The 17,310-nt window shown below is 73.3% G+C and carries 12 protein-coding genes; 3 read left to right on the plus strand and 9 right to left on the minus strand.

The genetic code is table 11. The features are described 5' to 3' along the window. Positions 1–160 precede the first annotated feature (160 nt). The 7 genes from ACWF41_RS15125 to ACWF41_RS15155 form a co-directional block, all read right to left on the minus strand. Positions 161–1,135, minus strand: a complete 975-nt coding sequence (locus ACWF41_RS15125) for a sugar phosphate isomerase/epimerase family protein (RefSeq protein ID WP_380320802.1) — start codon at positions 1,133–1,135, stop codon at positions 161–163. Positions 1,136–1,223: 88 nt separating this feature from the next. Further along, the gene (locus tag ACWF41_RS15130) at positions 1,224–2,225 is read right to left on the minus strand and encodes a sugar phosphate isomerase/epimerase family protein (RefSeq protein WP_380320799.1); all 1,002 of its coding nucleotides are present in this window, start codon (positions 2,223–2,225) and stop codon (positions 1,224–1,226) included. A 17-nt stretch (positions 2,226–2,242) separates the two neighbouring features. After that, the gene (locus ACWF41_RS15135) at positions 2,243–5,473 is read right to left on the minus strand and encodes a ThuA domain-containing protein (RefSeq protein ID WP_380320796.1); all 3,231 of its coding nucleotides are present in this window, start codon (positions 5,471–5,473) and stop codon (positions 2,243–2,245) included. 141 nt (positions 5,474–5,614) lie between these two features. Continuing rightward, on the minus strand, positions 5,615–6,826 hold the full coding sequence (locus ACWF41_RS15140; RefSeq protein WP_380320793.1) for a Gfo/Idh/MocA family protein: 1,212 nt from the start codon (positions 6,824–6,826) through the stop codon (positions 5,615–5,617). Between the two features lie 44 nt (positions 6,827–6,870). Next, positions 6,871–7,938: a substrate-binding domain-containing protein gene (locus tag ACWF41_RS15145; RefSeq protein ID WP_380320790.1), complete on the minus strand. Its 1,068-nt coding sequence runs from the start codon at positions 7,936–7,938 to the stop codon at positions 6,871–6,873. A gap of 121 nt (positions 7,939–8,059) precedes the next feature. Next, positions 8,060–9,064: an ABC transporter permease gene (locus ACWF41_RS15150; protein ID WP_380320787.1), complete on the minus strand. Its 1,005-nt coding sequence runs from the start codon at positions 9,062–9,064 to the stop codon at positions 8,060–8,062. Continuing rightward, positions 9,061–10,608, minus strand: coding sequence for a sugar ABC transporter ATP-binding protein (locus ACWF41_RS15155; RefSeq protein WP_380320784.1), 1,548 nt, complete (start codon positions 10,606–10,608; stop codon positions 9,061–9,063). The genes ACWF41_RS15150 and ACWF41_RS15155 overlap by 4 nt, the downstream gene beginning before the upstream one ends. Before the next feature lie 120 nt (positions 10,609–10,728). Here ACWF41_RS15155 and ACWF41_RS15160 point away from each other — a divergent pair, with 120 nt between their 5' ends. The 3 genes from ACWF41_RS15160 to ACWF41_RS15170 all read left to right on the plus strand — a co-directional run bounded on the left by ACWF41_RS15160 (position 10,729) and on the right by ACWF41_RS15170 (position 13,571). Next, positions 10,729–11,868 (plus strand): ROK family transcriptional regulator, encoded by a 1,140-nt coding sequence (locus ACWF41_RS15160; RefSeq protein WP_380320781.1) that lies wholly within the window; start codon positions 10,729–10,731, stop codon positions 11,866–11,868. Between the two features lie 133 nt (positions 11,869–12,001). Then, complete coding sequence (locus ACWF41_RS15165; protein WP_380320778.1) at positions 12,002–12,667, plus strand: ThuA domain-containing protein; 666 nt, start codon at positions 12,002–12,004, stop codon at positions 12,665–12,667. Positions 12,668–12,686: 19 nt separating this feature from the next. Beyond that, entirely contained in the window at positions 12,687–13,571 is an 885-nt protein-coding gene (locus ACWF41_RS15170; RefSeq protein WP_380320775.1) for a dihydrodipicolinate synthase family protein, read from the plus strand. 13 nt (positions 13,572–13,584) lie between these two features. Here ACWF41_RS15170 and ACWF41_RS15175 read toward each other — a convergent pair whose 3' ends face one another. Together ACWF41_RS15175 and ligA are read right to left on the minus strand one after the other, a co-directional pair. Beyond that, positions 13,585–14,700 carry a hypothetical protein gene (locus ACWF41_RS15175; RefSeq protein WP_380320772.1) on the minus strand — a complete coding sequence of 372 codons (1,116 nt, stop codon included), beginning with the start codon at positions 14,698–14,700 and terminating at the stop codon, positions 13,585–13,587. A 22-nt stretch (positions 14,701–14,722) separates the two neighbouring features. Next, positions 14,723–17,209 carry an NAD-dependent DNA ligase LigA gene (gene ligA, locus ACWF41_RS15180; protein WP_380320769.1) on the minus strand — a complete coding sequence of 829 codons (2,487 nt, stop codon included), beginning with the start codon at positions 17,207–17,209 and terminating at the stop codon, positions 14,723–14,725. Between the last annotated feature and the right edge of the window lie 101 nt (positions 17,210–17,310).

Consider the following 17,310-nt stretch of genomic DNA (forward strand, 5'->3'; position numbering starts at 1 on the left):
TAGCGTGGGTAAGGCCTTGGGTGGGGGGGGGGGGGTGCTACCCCTCCTGGGGGGCGGGTGGAGTGGCATGTCCCCCCCCAAGAGGGAGAGGTGGCCCCCCCCCTCCGGCTCTCCCCCCCCTCTGCCGTCGGCCGGCTCGACGCTCGGCCCGGCGCTCGGCTCAGGCCTTGGCGCGCAGGCCCAGGATCGCGTCGGCGCTGCGGCCGGCGTTGCCGAGCGAGTCGACCGCGTTCGGCGGCTCGGCGACCTGGGCGGCGTTGTCCTGCTCCCAGATCCCGTGCTGCCGGCCGGAGCCCTCGAGCGCGCTGAGGAACCCCGTGTAGTCGATGGTGCCCGCGCCGAACTCGACCATGTCGTAGCCCGCCCCGGACTCCGGGTTCGCCTTGCCGTCCTTGAGGTGGAACAGCGGGTACTTCTCCCGGTGCGCGAGCACGTAGTCGACCGGGTTGAACCCCGGGTACCGGTGCTGGCCCACGAACGCCCAGTACACGTCCATCTCCAGGTAGACCGTCGGGTCCGTGTTCTCGAGGAAGACGTCGTACAGCCGCACCGACGGGTCGTCGGTGGCGAACCCGAACTCGCCGTCGTGGTTGTGCTGGTAGAACTTCAGGCCGCGCGCGGCCGCGGCCGCCCCGAAGCCGTTGAACTGCTCGGCGGCCGCGAGGTAGCCGGCCACGGTCCGGTTGCCCGACGGCGCGTTCGCCGTCCCGACGTGGGCCATCCCGAGCGTCTCGGCGATGTCGAGCTCGGCCTCCATGTTGGAGGCGAAGTCGCCGATCCCGCGGTGCGAGCCGACGGCGACGAGGCCGTTGTCGTCGAGCAGCGTGCGGATCTCCTGCGGCGTGATGGCGCCGACGGCGCCCTGCGTGTACCCGGCGAACTCGATCTCGGCGTACCCGAGGGCCGAGAGCCGCTCGAACACCGCGCGGAACCCGAGCGACGACACCTTGTCCCGGATGGAGTACAGCTGGATGCCCAGCTTGCCCGGCGGCACCAGCCGCCGCCCGGGCGGGGCCGCCGCCGTCGTCCCCGCGAGCGCCGGAGCGGCGCCGCCGACCACGCCGGCCCCCACGGCGACGGTGGACCCCGCGAGGCGGAGGAACGTCCTGCGGTCGACCTCGGAACGGATGCTCATCATGATCTCCTTCGATCAGCGGTCGTGCGATCAGGGTCGTGCGAACAGTGGCCGTGCGATCGGGTGCCGTGCTGTCAGGGTCGTGCGGTCACTTGGTGGAGAACGCCGCGTCGAACGCGGCGTCCGGTGCGTCGAACGCGAGGCGCCGCACCAGCTCGAGCGCCTCGGGGGCGCCGACGAGCCGGTCCATCCCGGCGTCCTCCCACTCGATCGAGATGGGGCCCGCGTACCCGATGGTGTTGAGCATCCGGAAGGCGTCCTCCCAGGGCACGTCGCCGTGCCCCGTGGAGATGAAGTCCCAGCCGCGCCGCGGGTCCGCCCACGGCAGGTGGGAGGACAGGCGCCCGTTGCGGCCGTTGCCCATCCGCTTCTTCGTGTCCTTGCAGTCCACGTGGTAGATGCGGTCCTTGAAGTCCCACAGGAAGCTCACCGGGTCGAGGTCCTGCCACACCATGTGCGACGGGTCCCAGTTGAGCCCGAACGCCTCGCGGTGCCCGATCGCCTCGAGGGTCCGGACCGTGGTCCAGTAGTCGTAGGCGATCTCGCTGGGGTGCACCTCGTGCGCGAAGCGCACTCCCTCGCCGTCGAAGACGTCGAGGATCGGGTTCCAGCGGTCGGCGAAGTCCTGGTAGCCCGCCTCGACCATGGCCTCCGAGGCCGGCGGGAACATCGCCACGTACTTCCAGATCGACGACCCGGTGAACCCGACGACCGTGTCGACGCCGAGCCGCCGCGCCAGGCGCGCGGTGTTCTTCATCTCCTCGGCCGCGCGCTGCCGCACGCCCTCCGGGTCGCCGTCGCCCCACACGACGTCCGGCAGGATGTCGCGGTGCCGCTCGTCGATCGGGTCGTCGCAGACGGCCTGGCCCTTGAGGTGGTTGGAGATGGCGTACACCTTCAGGCCGTGCCGGTCCAGCAGGTCGAGCCGGGACCGGACGTACGCGTCGTCGTCCCACCGCCACGGGTCGAGGTGGTCGCCCCAGCAGGCGAGCTCGAGGCCGTCGTAGCCCCAGCCCGACGCGAGCCGGGCCACCTCCTCCAGCGGCAGGTCGGCCCACTGGCCCGTGAACAGGGTGATCGGTCGTGCCATGGTGATTCCTCTCGTTCTCAGCTGCCCGCCGGGCCGGCGCTCGCGCCCGCGCCGACGAAGTCGATCCAGTTGACGTTCGACTGGCCGGCCGTCTGCACGAAGTAGAGCGTCCCCGTGCCCGCCGGGACGTCGTGCAGGTCGGTGGTGACGTCCGTGTACGTCTGCCACTCCCCCGTGGCCGGGACGGTCACGCTCCCGATCTCCGGGCCATCGGGCGCGCCCCACCGGACCGAGATCGGCCCGCCGCCGCCCGGGGAGGCCGCGCGCAGCGTGATCGAGTCGATGCCCGACAGGCTGACCGGGTCGTATGCCCACCAGTCGCCCGGCTCGATGAAGCCGATGTTCTGGCCGCCGCCCGCGGAGTCGCCGGTGGTCTCGCGCTGCACGCCCGGGTCACCGGTGCTGGTGGAACCCTCCAGCCGGCCCGTCGAGGTGAAGAACTCCGCCTGCTTGTGCTTCGGCTGCAGCACCTGGAGATCGAGCGCCGTCAGCGGGACGCCCGCCTTGCCGCCGTCGTCGGTGTACTGCGCCTCGAGCGTCCAGAACAGGTTCGCGGACGCGTCGTGCCCGCCGTCGGCGGTCGTGGTGAGCACGCCCGTGCAGCCGGTGAGCTCCTCCATCGGGTGGGAGTGCACGTCGTGGCCGAGTCCCGTGTGCAGCACGACCTTCTCGCACTGGGCGGCCTTGGCCTTCTTGCCCTGCGGGCCGTCCGGGTCGGTGACGGTCACCGTGTACGGGATCGTGTCGCCCCACTCGAAGAACGCGCCGTCGTCCGGGAAGGAGATCGTCACCGTGGGCGCGACGTTGCCCACCACGATCTCCAGGTTGGCCACGCCGGTGCTCCCGTCGGGCGCGGTGGCCGTGAGCTGGACCGCATAGGACCCGTTCCTCTTGAAGACGTGGGTCGGGTCCGCCTCGGTCGACGTGGTCCCGTCGCCGAAGTCCCAGGCCAGCTCGAGGGACTCGCCGCCGGGGTGGCGGGTGCCGTCGGAGGAGAACGTCACCGTCAGCGGCCCGGACCCGTTGGTCACGTCGGCGCTCGCCTTGGCGATCGGCGACGGGTTGCCCTGCGTGTACTCGACCCGGTAGATGCCGCTGGAGTCGTTGTTGCCGCCGAACTCCGAGCCCCAGTCGATGACGTACAGCGCGCCGTCGGGACCGAAGTCCATGTCCATCGGGCGGTCGAACCCGGCGGACCGGTCCAGCACGCCCGGCAGCACGCGGTTGACGTCCACGACGTCGTCACGCTGCTCGCCGGCGAGCTGGAAGGAGTAGACCTTGCCCTGGTTCCACTCGCCGAACAGCGCCTTGCCGTCCCAGGCGGCGGGCCACTTCACGTCGGAGTCGAGCTCGGGGTCGTACTGGTAGGCGGGACCGGCCATGGGCGCGCCGCCCCCGCCGATCTCCGGGAAGTCCGGGTTGCCCGAGCTCGTGTACCAGACCTCGGCCTCGACGGCCGGGGGCAGCTGCTGCAGGCCCGTGTTGTTGGGGGAGTCGTTGACGACGCCGGCGGCGCAGTCGAACGTCGCGCCAGACGTGCCGGTGGCGAAGTCGTAGTCGACGTACCCGGTGTTCGCGCCGGTGCAGTACGGCCAGCCGTAGAAGCCCGGCTCGGACACCATGTTCCACTCCACCGCGCCCTGCGGGCCGCGCGCCGGGTCGGCCGCGCCCGCGTCGGGGCCGTAGTCGGCCACCATGACGTGGTTCGACTCCGGGTCGATGCCGATCCGGAACGGGTTGCGGAAGCCCATCGCGTAGATCTCGGGCCGCGTCTTCCCGTCCGTGTCGTCCGCCTCGGGGAACAGGTTGCCCGCCGGGACCGTGTACGTGCCGTCGGCCTCGGGGTGGATGCGCAGCACCTTGCCCCGCAGGTCGTTCGAGTTGGCGGCGGACCGCTGGGCGTCGAAGTTCTCGCGGCCGGGCCGCTCGTCGATCGGGTCGAAGCCGCTCGACTCGAACGGGTCCGTGTTGTCGCCCGTCACCAGGTAGAGGTTGCCGTCGGCGTCGAACTGCATGTCGCCGCCGGCGTGGCAGCACCGGTCGCGCTGCGTGGTGACCTTGAGCATCGGGGTCTCGCTCGCCAGGTCGATGGTCCCCGTGGCGTCGTCGTAGACGTACCGCGAGAGCCTGTTGTGGGGACCGTCGGAGCCGACGTCCTCGGGCGACCAGTACAGGTACACCCAGCCGTTGGCGGCGAAGTCCGGGTCCAGGACGATGCCGAGCAGCCCGTCCTCGTTGGCGAGGGTGACGGGCAGCGTCGCGGCCGTCGTCGTCTTGTCCGTCTCCGGCGAGATGGTCTGCACGCGGCCGTCACGCTCCACGTAGAAGACGGTCCCGTCCGGCGCGACGTCGAGCAGCATCGGGTTGGACGTGTTCTCGTCCAGCGGCACCGACTGGAAGCTCGCCGACTGCGTCGCGTTGCAGTCCGCGTCCATCACGCCGGCCGCCGTCTGGATCCCGCCCAGCAGCTGGGAGAGGAACTCCGGCTCCGCGTAGGACTCCTTGGTGTGCCCGCCGCCGGTGTACCAGGACCGCCCACCGTCGTACACCTGGCACCAGGTCAGCGGGTGGTCGGCGCCCATCGCGACGTCGCCCGGGTCGTAGCTCTCCTCGTCCAGGCTGGCGAGCACGTGCACCGTGTCCCGCGGGTTGCTGCGGAAGCTGTACCACTCGTCGAACCGGTCCCAGCGCTGCGGCAGACCCGCCGTCGACGGGTGCGCCGGGTCCTCGACCACCACGGTCGCGTCCTGCTGCGCCGGGTGCCCCTTGAAGTACGCGCCGACCAGCTCGCCGTACCAGGGCCAGTCGTACTCGGTGTCCGACGCCGCGTGGACGCCGGCGTACCCGCCGCCGTCCTCGATGTACCGCTCGAACGCCGCCTGCTGGTCCGCGTCGAGCACGTCGCCCGTCGTGGACAGGAACACGACCACCTCGTACTGCGCGAGGTTGGCGTCGGTGAACGCGCCCGCGTCCTCCGTGGCCGTCACCGTGAAGCCGTGCTCCGCGCCGAGCTGCGTGATCGCGGCGACGCCCGTCTCGATCGAGTCGTGGCGGAACGCGGCCGTCTTGCTGAACACGAGCGCGTCGAAGGGCTCGGCCTCCGCCGCGGCCCGGGGCACGGCCGCGGGCGCCTGGGCGGCCGGGGCCGCCGTCGGCGACGCCTGGGCGACCCCGACCGCGGTCAGCGGCACGGACAGCGTCAGGGCGGTGGCCGCCGCCAGAAGGCGGCGTCTGGGCACGGTGCGCATCGGATCTCCTCGTCGAGGTCGGACTTGCAGGGCCTTGCCGGTACTACGGGTGTTCAAGACTTCGGACGTGCGGGACTTCGGACGTGCAGGACTACGGGTGTTCGGGACTTCGGGTGTGCAGGACGACGTGCCGGGGCCCGGCTACCGCGCGACCGGGCTGCCCTCCCCCAGGCGGACCCACCCGCCGCCGTCGGCGGAGCTGCGCTCGACGGCGTCGAGCACCCGCTGCACGGCGAGCCCGTCCGCGAACGACGGCGTGGGCTGGCGGCCGGCCGCCAGGTCCCCGACGAGGTCGACGACCTGGTGGGTGAACGCGTGCTCGTACCCGAGGCCGTGGCCCGGGGGCCACCAGTGCCCGCCGTACGGGTGCACCGGCTCGGTGACGACGATGCGGCGGAAGCCCGCGACCTCGGCGTCGTCGGCGGCGTCGAAGAAGTGCAGGAGGTTCATGTCCTCGAAGTCGAAGGCGAGTGATCCCCGCGTGCCGTTGACCTCGAGCCGGATGGCGTTCTTGCGGCCCCACGCGTAGCGGGTCGCCTCGAAGCTCGCGAGCCCCCCGCCCGCGAGCCGGCCGAAGAACACCGCCGCGTCGTCGACCGTGACCGGCCCGGTGCCCTCGCCCGCCGCGCCCGACAGGCCGGAGAAGGACGCGGGCACCGGCCGCTCGCGGACGAACGTCTCGAGCATCCCGGCCACGCCGACCAAGGGCTCGCCCGTGACGAACTGGGCGAGGTCGACGACGTGCGCCCCGATGTCCCCCAGCGCGCCCGAGCCGGCCTTCTCCTTGTCGAGCCGCCACGTCAGCGGCGCCTGCGGGTCGGACAGCCAGTCCTGGAGGTACTGCGCGCGCACGTGCCGCACCTCCCCGATCCGGCCCTCGGCGACGAGGCGCCGCGCCAGCTGGATGGCGGGGACGCGGCGGTAGGTGAACCCCACCGCCGCGAACACCCCGCGCTCGGCGGCGGCGTCCGCCGCGCGGACCATCTCCTCCGCCTCCGCCACCGAGTTGGCGAGCGGCTTCTCGCACAGCACGTGCTTGCCCGCCTCGAGCGCCGCGACGGCGATCTCGGCGTGCGTGTCGCCCGGGGTGCAGACGTCGACGAGGTCGACGTCGTCCCGCGCGAGCAGCTCGCGCCAGTCCGTGACGGCGTCGTCCCAGCCGAGCCGGTCCGCCGCCTCGCGCACCCCGCCGGCGCTGCGCCCCGCCACCACCCGCATCCGCGGAGCCAGTGGGAGGTCGAAGAACCGCGGCGCCGTGCGCCACGCCTGCGAGTGCGCGGCCCCCATGAACGCGTACCCGACCATCCCGACTCCCAGTGCCGGCGTGCCCCCTGCCGTGGCGTGCTCGCTCATCGAGCGACCTCCTTCCGTGGTGCGGATCGTGACGTGCCGGCAGGTCAGGAACGGAAGCCGATCGACTTGTACTGCTCGACGTTGTCCTTGGTGACGACGGGCGCGTACAGCTGCGTGGTGCGCGGAACGCCGGCCGAGGCCAGGTCGCTCATGTTCTTGTTCTGCACCGCGAGACGGGCCAGCTTGATGCCGTCGGCCGCCTGCGTGGACGGGTAGACGACCGTGGCCTGCAGCACGGAGTCGCCGGACTCGATGTGCTCCATCACGTCGAGGGAGCCGGCGCCGCCGACCATGAAGAACTCGTCGCGGCCCGCGTTCTCGATCGCGGCCAGGACGCCGACGCCCTGGTCGTCGTCGTGGTTCCAGATCGCGTCGATCTTCGGCTGCGCCTGGAGCAGGTTCGAGGTGGCCGTCTCGCCGCCCTGGACGGTGAAGTCCGCGGCGACGCGGGCGTCGACGTCCTGGCCGCACTCGGCGAGCGCGTCCTTGAAGCCCTTGCTGCGGTCCTGGGTGAGCGGCAGCGAGTCGATGCCGGCGATCTCGGCGACGACGGCGTCGGGCTTGTCGCCGAGCTGCTCGCAGATGTAGGTGCCGGCGCTCACGCCCATGCCGTAGTTGTCGCCGAGCACCGTGGCGCGGGCGGCGAACGGGCTGGAGAACTCGCGGTCCACGTTGATCACGGGGATGCCGGCGTCCATCGCCTTCTTGGCGACCTCGGTGAGCGCCGCGCCGTCGAACGGCAGGAGGACGATGGCGTCCACCTTGTCGTTGATGAACTGCTCGACCTGGCTGATCTGGACGTTGACGTCGTTGGTGGCCTCGGCCTGGCGGAGCTCGACGTCCTCGTACTGGCCGGCGGTGTCGACGGCCGCCTTGGTGATGGCGCCCATCCAGCCGTGGTCGGCGGCGGGGGCGGAGAAGCCGATGACGACCTTCTCCCCCGGCTCGTCGTTGCCCTCGGCGGCGACCTGCGGGGCGGCCGAGGTGGTGTCCTCGGGCGGCTCGTTGCTGGTGCAGCCGGCGGCGAGCAGGACGGCGGTGGTGGCGACGGCGGCGAGCGCGGCGGTGCGCCCGCGGCGGTGGAAGCGTCCCAGCTCGGTGCGTGCGGACATGTGATCATCCTCGATTCGGTCCGGCCCTGCCGGGCGGAGGGCCCGGTGCGGGTGGTGCGGGTTGGTGCGGGTGTACGCGGGAACAGCGGAACAGCGGGACCTCGGGTGCGGCGCGGGGAGGTCAGGTCGACGTGGAGCGCCTGGCGAACCGCTGCTGGATCAGCACGGCGGCCACGATGATCGCGCCCTTGGCGACGTTCTGGGCGGAGATCGACAGGTTGTTGATGGTGAAGACGTTGGTCAGCATCGCGAAGATGAGGACGCCGATGACGGTGCCGACGATCGTGCCGCGGCCGCCGACGAGGAGCGTGCCGCCGACGACCACCGCGGCGATCACCTCGAGCTCGTAGTAGAGGCCGTTCGTCGAGCTGCCCGCCGTGGTGCGGCCGAGCATCATGACGCCCGCGATGCCGGAGGTCAGCCCGCACAGCGCGTAGAGGTACAGCACGTGCCGCTGCACCTTGATGCCGGCGAGGCGGGCGGCCTCGATGTTGCCGCCCACGGCCACCGTGCGGCGGCCGAACGTGGTGCGGTTGAACAGGAACCAGCCGGCCACGGCGACCACGACGAAGATCCAGACCAGCACCGGCACGCCGATGAAGTCCGCCCGGAAGAAGTCGAGGAAGCCGTCGACCTTCACGACCTGCGTCTGCCGGCCGGAGATCATCTCCGCCAGGCCGCGGGCGGCGATCATCATCGCGAGGGTGGCGATGAACGCCACCACCTTGCCGTACGCGATGATCGCGCCGTTGATGAGGCCGGCCACGGTGCCGACCACGAGCGCCGTGAGCACCATGACCGTCCAGTGCGTGTTCTCGGCCATCGTCTGCGTGGCGAGCGTGCTGGCCCACACGGACGAGAGGCCGACCAGGGACCCGACCGAGAGGTCGATGCCGCCGGCCGTGATGACGAAGGTCATCCCGATCGCCAGCACGCCCGTCACGGACGCGAGCCGGAGGATGGTCATGAGGTTGCTGACGCTGCCGAAGCGCTCGCCGCCCGTGATCACGCCGACGACGGCGAGGAGGACGAGGGCCACGACCAGCCCGATCGTGCGGCCGGCCGGGCCGGACAACCACGAGGTGCGCGACGCCTCGGCGGGCGGCGCGGCGGCCTGGGTGCTCATGCGGCGGTTCCTTCCATGACGAGGTCGAGCACGCGGTGCTCGTCGATGTCCTGCGCCGGTGCACGGTGCACGACGCGTCCTTCGGAGACCACGAGCACGTGGTCGGCGAGCCCCAGGACCTCCGGGATCTCGCTCGAGACGACGACCACCGCCGTCCCGGCGTCCGCGAGCCGGCGCACCAGGGCGTACAGCTCGGAACGGGCGCCGACGTCGACGCCGCGGGTGGGCTCGTCGAGCAGCAGCACGTCGACGCCGTGCACCACCCAGCGGCCGAACATCGCCTTCTGCTGGTTGCCGCCGGACAGGGTGCGGATGGCCCGACCGACGTCGGCGGGGCGCAGGTCGAGCGCCTCGACCTGCTCGCGGGCTGCCGCGCGCTCCGCGCGCTCGTCCAGCCAGCCGCCGTGGGCCATGCGGGCGAACGTCGACAGGGTGACGTTCCGGTAGACGGGCTGGTCGAGCACGAGCCCCTGGCTCTTGCGCTCCTCGGGGCACAGGCCGATGCCGGCGTCCACCGCCGCGGCGACCGAGCCCGCCCGCAGCCGGCGCCCGTTGACGGCGACCGTGCCCGCGGTGCGGCGCCGGGCGCCGTAGAGCGTCTCGAGGATCTCCGAGCGCCCGGCGCCGACGAGCCCCGCGAGGCCGACGATCTCGCCGGCCCGCACCTGGAAGGACACGTCCTCGAACGTGCCCCCGAGGGCGAGGCCCTCGACGTCGAGCACGACGGGGGCGTCGGCGGGGACGCCCGGCCGCTGCGGGAAGGCGTACTCGACCGCGCGGCCGGTCATGAGGTGGATGAGCTCGGAGGTCGGCGTCGTGGCGGGCAGGTTGCGCCCCACCGTGCGCCCGTCCTTGAGGACGGTGATGCGGTCGCCGATCTCGCGGATCTCCTCCATGCGGTGGGAGATGTAGACGACGGCCACACCCTGCGCGGTGAGCTCGCGCACCACGCGGAAGAGGTTCTCGACCTCGCCCGCGTCGAGCACGGCCGACGGCTCGTCCATGACGATGACCCGCGCGTCGTGGGAGAGCGCCCGCGCCATCGACACCACCTGCTTGCCCGCGGCCGACAGCGTGCCGACCTCGCGGTGCGGGGAGATCTCCGGGTGGCCGAGGCGGCGGAGCATCTCGCGGGTGCGCTTCGTGGCCTCGCGCCGCTGGGTGAAGCCGCCGCGGTCGAGCTCGTGGCCGAGGAAGACGTTCTCGGCGACGGTGAGGCCGTCGACGACGTCGAGCTCCTGGTAGATCGTCGCGACGCCGAGGCGCAGGGCCGCGACGGGGTGCGGGATGACGGTCTCCTCGCCGTCGAGCACGATCCGGCCCGACGTGGGCTGGTGGGCGCCCGCCAGGACCTTGATGAGGGTGGACTTGCCGGCACCGTTCTGGCCGAGCAGGCAGTGCACCTCGCCGGCGACGATGTCGATGTCCACGCCGTCGAGCGCCTTGGCTCCCGGGAAGTGCTTGACGATGCCCTCCATGCGGAGCAGGGGAGGCTCGGGCTCACGGCGCTGCTGCGGCGCCTCTTGGGGGTCTGCGTCGACCATGTGACAGAACCTAGGGCCCCTTTTGCCGATCGTCAAGCAAAAGTGGCGTGTCGATCGTGATTGACTGTGCTCATGGAGGAGATGCTGAAATTCGCGCCCCGTCCGACGGGTGCAGGGCACATGTTTCAGATGCTGCGCGACCGCGAGCCGCGCACCCGAGCCGACCTGGCCGCCGCCACGGGCCAAGCACGATCGACGATCGCCGCACGGATCGACCTCCTGATGGCGGCGGGTCTGATCGTGCCGGCGGGCGAGGCGACGTCCACCGGCGGACGGCCGCCCGCGACCTTCGCCTTCAACCCCGCCGCCAAGGTGGTGCTCGCGGTCGACCTGGGGGCGATGCACGCCCGGATCGCTCTCACCGACCTCGCCGGCCAGATCCTGGCCGAGGACGACGCCCCCCTGGCCATCGCCGAGGGGCCCGACGCGGTGCTGGGCTGGGTGGCCGACCGCGGCGACGCGCTGCTCGCGGCGTCAGGGTGGGGCCACGACCGGCTGGCCGGCGTCGGCGTCGGGCTGCCCGGCCCCGTCGAGCACTCCACCGGGCACCCGATCATGCCGCCGATCATGCCCGCGTGGGACCAGGTCGACGCCCCGGGGATCCTGGGCCGGCACTTCGACGCGCCCGTCCTCGTCGACAACGACGTCAACGTCATGGCGCTCGGCGAGCACCGCACCGCGTGGTCGACGGTCGACAACATCCTGTTCGTCAAGGTCGCCACCGGCATCGGCTCCGGCATCGTCACCGACGGCACCCTGACCCGCGGCGCGCAGGGCGCCGCGGGCGACATCGGGCACATCGCGGTCATGGGCGCCGAGGAGGTGCCGTGCCGCTGCGGCAACTTCGGCTGCCTCGAGGCCATCGCGAGCGGCCAGGCCGTCGCGGACAAGCTCCGCGCCCAGGGCCTGGACGCGGAGCGGGGCAGCGACGTCATCCGGCTCGTGCGCTCCGGCAACCTCGCGGCCAGCGCCGCCGTGCGGCAGGCCGGTCGCGACATCGGCATCGTGCTCGCGGCGTGCGTGAGCATGCTCAACCCGTCCCTCATCGTCATCGGAGGCGTCCTCGCCGACGCCGGGGAGCACCTCATCGCCGGGATCCGCGAGGTCGTCTACCGGCGCTCGCTGCCGCTGGCGACCCAGCACCTGCGCATCGTGACGTCGGAGACCGGCGGCAAGGCGGGCGTTCTCGGCGCGAGCGCCATGGTGGTGGACCACGTGCTCTCGCCGGACGCGATCGACGCCATCGCCGGGACCGTCTGAGCGTCGCGCCCGGCGCGCAGGTCACGCCCCGCCGGCGATGTTGACGCCGCCGCGCGGCCGGTGAAGCATGTGGGCGAGCGTGCGGGGGCGAGGTTGCCCCGAGCACGTCGAGAACGTGCGTCGAGGAGGACACATGACCGAAGCGGGACGTCGCGCGCTGATCGTGCAGGGTGGATGGCCGGGACACGCCCCGGCGGAGGCGACCGAGCTGTTCATCCCCTTCCTCAAGGAGGCGGGGTTCGAGGTGTCCGTCGCCGAGAACCTGGAGGTGTACGCGGACGCCGGGTTCATGGCGGAGGTCGACCTGGTGGTCCAGTGCTGGACCATGGGCGAGATCCTGCCGGACGAGATCCGGGGGCTGCGCGCCGCGGTCGCCGCGGGCACCGGCCTCGCCGGGTGGCACGGCGGCGTCGTGGACTCGTTCCGGATGGCGACCGACTACCTCCAGATGACCGGCGGGCAGTTCGCCGCCCACGCCCACGACCTCGTGCCGCACACCGTGGAGGTCCTGCCGGAGCACGCCGACCACCCGATCGTCGCCGGCATCGAGCGGATCGAGCTGGTCTCGGAGCAGTACTGGATGCTCACCGACTCCGCGTGCGAGGTGCTCGCCACCACCGAGATCGCGGTGCGCGAGGGCGACCCGTGGCACGAGCCGATCGTGTCGCCGGCCGTGTGGACCCGCCGCTGGGGTGCAGGGAAGATCTTCGTCTGCACCCCGGGCCACCAGCTCGCCGACCTGGAGACGCCCGAGATCCGCTCGATCATCGAGCGGGGGATGCTCTGGGCGAGCCGCTGACCGCCCCTACGATGCGGCCATGACCTCGGCCTTCACCGGACTGCTCGCCTACCCGATCACCCCGCTCGACGCCGACGCGGTCGTCGACCTGGACGCGCTCGAGGGCCTCGTCGGCCGCGCCGTCGAGGCCGGGGTGGACGGCGTCGTCGTGCTCGCGACCTCGGGCTCCGGGGTCTCGTTCGACGACGCCGAACGCGACGCCGTGGTGCGCGTGGCCCTCGCGGCCGCCGGCGCCACGCCGGTGCACGTCGGCGTCGCCGCCGGGTCCGCGCACCGCGCGGCCGGCCTCGCCCGGTCGGCCGTCGCGGCGGGGGCCGCGGGCCTGGTGCTGCCCCCGTTCTCCTACCTGCCGCTCGACGAGGCGGAGGTCCGCGCGCTGTTCGCGCGGGTCGGGGCCGCCGCGTCCGGCGCCCCGGTCTGCTTCTACAACAAGCCGGTCCAGCTCGGGTTCGACGTCTCCCCCGCCCTGTTCGCCGAGCTCGCCGCGGACCGCTCGGTCGTCGCGGTCAAGGACCCCGCGTCGCTGCCGTCCCGCCCCACCGGGCGCGCGGCCGCGCTGCGCGCCGCCGCGCCCGCCGTCGCCGTCGGGCTGAGCGGGGACCCCGCGCTCGTCGCCGACGCCGAGCCCGCCGACGCCTGGCACACCGGGCTCGCCGCCCTCGCGCCCGCCGAGTACGTGGCCGTGCGGCGGGACCGGGTCGCCGGGACCGACGCCGCACGCCCGGCACGGGACTGGTTGCTCGACGTCGCTCGCGCCGTGGCGGGCACGGGCCGGCCGGTGACGGCACTGCACGCCCTCGCCGCGCTGCTGGGCACGCCGACCGCGCCCCCGCGCGACGCGCTGGTGCCGCTCACCGCCGCGGACGAGGCCGCCCTGCGGGACGTCGTCGCGCGGCGGCCCTGACCGTCGCGCAGGGTCAGGCCGAGCGCTCGAGCACCTCGACGTGCAGGTCCAGGAGCGCGGCCGTGCGCTCGGACGGGCCGCGGCCGAACCCGCACTCGGTGGCGACGCCGACCACGCGGTCGCCGAGCACCTGCGCGGCGGCCGCGAGCCGGCGGGACGCGCCCTCGGCGCCGTCCTCGTGGTGCAGCACGCCGAGGTACAGCTCGGTGGCCCCGTCCAGCGCGAGGCCGGCGAGCGGCGCCACGTAGGCGACGTCGGCCCGGTCGATCGGGACCGGCAGGTGCACCCACGTGATCGGGCGCGGCAGGGCCGTCACCAGGGCGTTCGCCATGGCGACGAGGTGGCCCGTGTCCGCCGGCTCGACGAAGTGCTTCTCCGCGACGTCGCCGTAGCAGAGGTGGAAGCCGAGCTGGACGTCGGCGGGCACGTGCGCCGCGAACCGCGCCGCACGGGCCGCACACCCCGCCACGACGTCCTCCTCCCCGCCGGCGCCGCGGTCGAACCAGGCTCGCGCGGCGCCGCCGCCCAGGTTCGCGCCCTCGACGAACGCGAACTCGGTGGCGAGGTCCACCTGCACGGCGAGGTCCGGGGCGGGCACGGCCGCGCAGATCTCCTCGAGCTCACGTACGAGCGCCGCCTCGTACACCGGATGCACCGCCGCGCGGTCGGCGGGCGCGACGAACGTCGTCACCGCGGCCAGCGGCGACGGGAGGCACACCTGGAACCGCGTGCCCGGCGCGATCACGCCCCCGGCCCGCAGCGCCACGAAGTCGGCATAGGAGGCGATCGCGGCCTCCGCGTACCCGAGCGGCCCGAACCGCAGCTCCTCGGCCGGCACCGTGCCGTCCAGCACGTGCGGCCGCACGTCGAACCCGGCCACGACGACCGGTGCCTCGCCCACGCGCGTCAGGCCGTCGACCGCCTCGAAGCGCGCGCCCTGGAAGAGGATCCAGTGGAACCGCTCGCCCACCTCGCCGTCCGGGATGCGGCGGGCGTGCGCGCCCAGCCGCGTCGCGACCGTGCGCAGCGTGTCGCGCGCGCTCGGCAGGTTCACCGAGCCCACGAGGTGGGCGCCGCGCAGGGTCAGGGTCGGGGCGGAGGACTGGTTCGGGGCGAGGGAATCCGGCACCCGCGCATCGTAGCCGCGGGCGTCAGTCGTCCCCGGGCTCGTCCGCGTCGCCCTCCGGGCCCTCGCCGGTGTCGCCGCCGGTGTCGCCGAGCGCGGCGGGACCGCCCTCCAGCAGGCGCGTGAACGCGGCCTCGTCGAGGACGGGCAGGCCGAGCTCCTCCGCCTTGGCCGCCTTCGACCCGGCGTTCTCCCCCACCACCACGTAGTCCGTCTTCTTCGAGACCGACCCGGCCGCCTTGCCGCCTGCGGCGAGGATCGCCTCCTTGGCGCCGTCGCGGCTGTACCCCTCGAGCGACCCTGTCACCACGACCGTCAGCCCGGCGAGCGGGCCCGTCGGGGCCTCGTCCGCCTTCGCGGCCATGGCCGCCGGGCCCGGGTGGTCGGGGATCCAGGTGCGCACCCCGGCGGCCTGCCAGCGGTCGACGATCTCGCGGTGCCACTCGACGTCGAACCAGGCCAGGAGCGCGTCGGCGATGATCGTGCCCACGCCCTCGACGGCCGCCAGCTCCTCGCGCGACGCCGCCCGGATCGCGTCCAGCGAGCCGAACCAGCCCGCGAGCGCCCGGGCCGCGACCGGTCCGACGTGGCGGATGTTGAGGCTGACCAGGATCCGCCAGAGGTCCTTGGTCTTGGCGAGCTCCAGCTCCTCGAGGAGCTTGGTGGCGGCGGCCGTCGGCTCGAGCTCGGGCAGCTCCTCCCCCGCCGCCTCGGCGTCGGCGCGCCGCGCCTTGGTGTACGTGACCTTCTTGCGGAACGGCGTCCGGCGCCGCGCGACCCCGTTCTCGTCGACGGTGGGCAGTCCCGTCTCGGCGTCGCGCACCACGACCTCGATGGGCAGCAGCTGCTCCAGCGTGAGGTCGAACAGGCCGGCCTCGGTGCGCAGGGGCGGGACCTCGGGGACCTCGGGCTGGGTGAGCGCGGACGCCGTCACCTCGCCGAGCGCCTCGACGTCCAGGCCGCCGCGCGACCCGATGTGCTCCACCCGGCCGCGCACCTGCGCCGGGCAGGTCTCGGCGTTGGGGCAGCGCAGGTCGACGTCGCCCTCCTTCATCGGCCGCAGCGGGGTGCCGCACTCCGGGCACCGCTCGGGCATGACGAAGTCCTCGCGCGGGTAGCCGTCGTCGGCCAGGGCGGTGACGGGGCCGAGGATCTCGGGGATGACGTCGCCGGCCTTGCGCAGCACGACCATGTCGCCGATGCGCACGCCCTTGGCCTTCACCACGTCCTGGTTGTGCAGCGTGGCCTGCCGCACCGTGGAGCCCGCCACCAGGACCGGCTCCATCACCGCGTACGGGGTGGCGCGACCCGTGCGGCCGACGCCCACCTGGATGGCGAGCAGGCGGGTGGTGACCTCCTCCGGCGGGTACTTGTAGGCGATGGCCCAGCGGGGCGCGCGGCTCGTCGCGCCGAGCCGCTGCTGGTCCGCGAGGGCGTCGACCTTGACGACGATGCCGTCCAGCTCGTGCTCGATGTCGTGGCGGTGGGCGCCGAACCACTCGATCATCTCGACGACGCCGTCGATCCCCTCGACCACGCGGTTGTGCGGCGAGACCGGCAGCCCCCAGCGCGCGAAGTGCTCGTACGCCTCCGACTGCCGCGCCAGCTCCGTGTGCTCGCCGGCCGTCCACTGCAGCGCGCCGATCCCGTGCACGTACAGGCGCAGCGACTCCACGCGGGCGACGCCCGCCTCGAGCTCCATGCCGTCCTTCTTGTCGAGCAGCTGGCGCAGGCCGCCGGCCGCCGCGTTGCGCGGGTTCGCGAACTGCGGGAAGCGGCGCAGCGCGGCGACGCGGGCGCGCTCCTCGTCGAACGGGCGCGCGGACGTCGCCCGGCCGTCGTGCCGCTGGCGGGACTCCACCACCACGCGGTCGCGCAGCTGCGCCTGCAGCGCGTTGAGGCGCTCGAACGCCGCGACCGGGATGAAGACCTCGCCGCGGATCTCGACCAGGTCGGGGTGGCCGTCGCCGGCGAGGCGCCGCGGGATGTCGGCGATCCGCAGCGCGTTCTGCGTGACGTCCTCGCCCGTGCGGCCGTCCCCGCGGGTCGCCGCGCGCACCAGGCGGCCCTTCTCGTACAGCAGGGCGATCGCGAGACCGTCGATCTTCACCTCGGACAGGTACCCGACGTGCTCGGCGCCGAGGTCGCGGGCCACGCGCGCGTCCCAGGCGCGCAGCTCCTCGACCGAGAACACGTTGTCGAGGCTCAGCATGCGCTCGACGTGCTCCACCGTGGCAAAGCCGCCCGCGGCCGCGCCACCCACCCGCTGCGTCGGGGACTCGGGCGTCTGCAGCGCGGGGTGCGCGGCCTCGATCGCCGCCAGCTCGTGCATCCGCGCGTCGTACTCGGCGTCGGACACCCGCGGGGCGTCGTCCTCGTAGTAGGCGCGCTGGTCGGCCTCCACCAGCGCGACCAGCTCCGCCCAGCGGCGCTGGGCGGAGGCCTCGTCGAGGGTGCTGTCGAGCGTGCTGTCGGGCGCGGTGTCCGGCGCGGTGTTCTCGGTGTCCGTCACGGGCCCATCTTGCCGCGTGCCGCCGACACGGGCCGGGTCGGGCGGCCCCGGCCGCCCGACCTGCGGGAAGACCTGTTCCTGCGCTGTCCGAACCGCTACGA

It is taken from the genome of Isoptericola sp. NPDC055063 (assembly GCF_053608125.1).